At 63.9% G+C, this 1,199-nt stretch carries 1 protein-coding gene; it reads left to right on the forward strand.

The features are described from left to right. Window positions 1-62: 62 nt before the first annotated feature. Window positions 63-1,052, forward strand: a complete 990-nt coding sequence (locus tag OSC30_RS16755) for an IS5 family transposase (protein WP_267172988.1) — start codon at window positions 63-65, stop codon at window positions 1,050-1,052. Window positions 1,053-1,199: the final 147 nt, after the last annotated feature.

The following is a 1,199-nucleotide window of genomic DNA, read 5'->3' on the forward strand; positions in this document are numbered from 1 at the left end:
TAGGGAAACTCTGATTTTGCCCCGCTGTCCAAGCGAGGGCCTCCGCCCACCGAGCGTAACCGATGCCCGACCAATTGACCCTGGCCAGCCAAGCCGACGGCAGTTTCGAAGTACACCGCAAGCCGACGCGCCGGGATGTGTTTCTAGCCGAGATGGACAAGGTGGTGCCGTGGTCCGCGCTTTGCGCCTTGATCGAACCGCACTACCCCAAGCCACGCGCCGATGGCGGTGGGCGCCCGGCGGTGGGGCTCGAACGCATGCTGCGGATCCACCTCCTGCAGCAGTGGTACGCGCTTTCCGATCCTGCAGTCGAGGAGGCCCTGTATGACTCCGTGGCGATGCGTCGGTTTGTCGGCATCGACCTGGGGCGCGAGCCGGTGCCGGACGAGACGACCGTCTGCAAGTTCCGTCACCTGTTGGAGAAGCACAAGGTGGCCGAGCGGTTGTTTGAAGCGGTGAGCAAGCACTTGCACGACCGGGGCTTGAAGCTCTCGAAGGGCACCATCGTGGATGCCACGATCCTGGGCGCGCCTTCGTCGACCAAGAACCGGGACAAGGCGCGCGACCCGGAGATGCGCCAGACGAAGAAGGGCAACCAGTGGTACTTCGGCATGAAGGCGCACATCGGCGTGGATGAGGGCACCGGGTTGGTCCACACGGTGGTGACCACGGCCGCGAACGAGGCCGACGTGACACAGGTGGACAAGCTGCTGCACGGCAAGGAGAAAGCGGTGTTTGCCGACGCCGGCTACATCGGCGCCGAGAAGCGGGTGCCGACCAAGCGCGGGCGTCGCTGGTGGATTGCCGCCAAGCGCAGCACGATCAAGGCCATCGAGGATGAGAAGCTGCGCGGGATCATGGAGGAACTGGAACAGGCCAAAGCCTCCATCCGAGCAGCCGTCGAGCATCCCTTCCGCGTGGTCAAGCGTCAGTTTGGTCACATGAAAGCGCGCTATCGCGGGTTGGCGAAGAACGGCGCACAAGTCGTGACGCTGTTTGCATTGGCCAACCTGTGGATAGCTCGCAAGCATTTGCTCGCCACCACGGGATAGGTGCGCCTCAACGGCGCTCCGCCGCGGTCATGCGCGGCGGAAAACAACGCGCGCGATTGCCGAACGTGGGCCTGGTGGTCGCCCGACACGCCCTTGCCGTGCTCAAACCGGTCCGTTTTTAAAAGGCGATGGTTGATCAGACCATCC

The sequence above is a fragment of the Frateuria hangzhouensis genome, from assembly GCF_026410505.1.
In the GTDB taxonomy this organism is placed as follows: Bacteria; Pseudomonadota; Gammaproteobacteria; order Xanthomonadales; family Rhodanobacteraceae; genus Frateuria_A; species Frateuria_A hangzhouensis.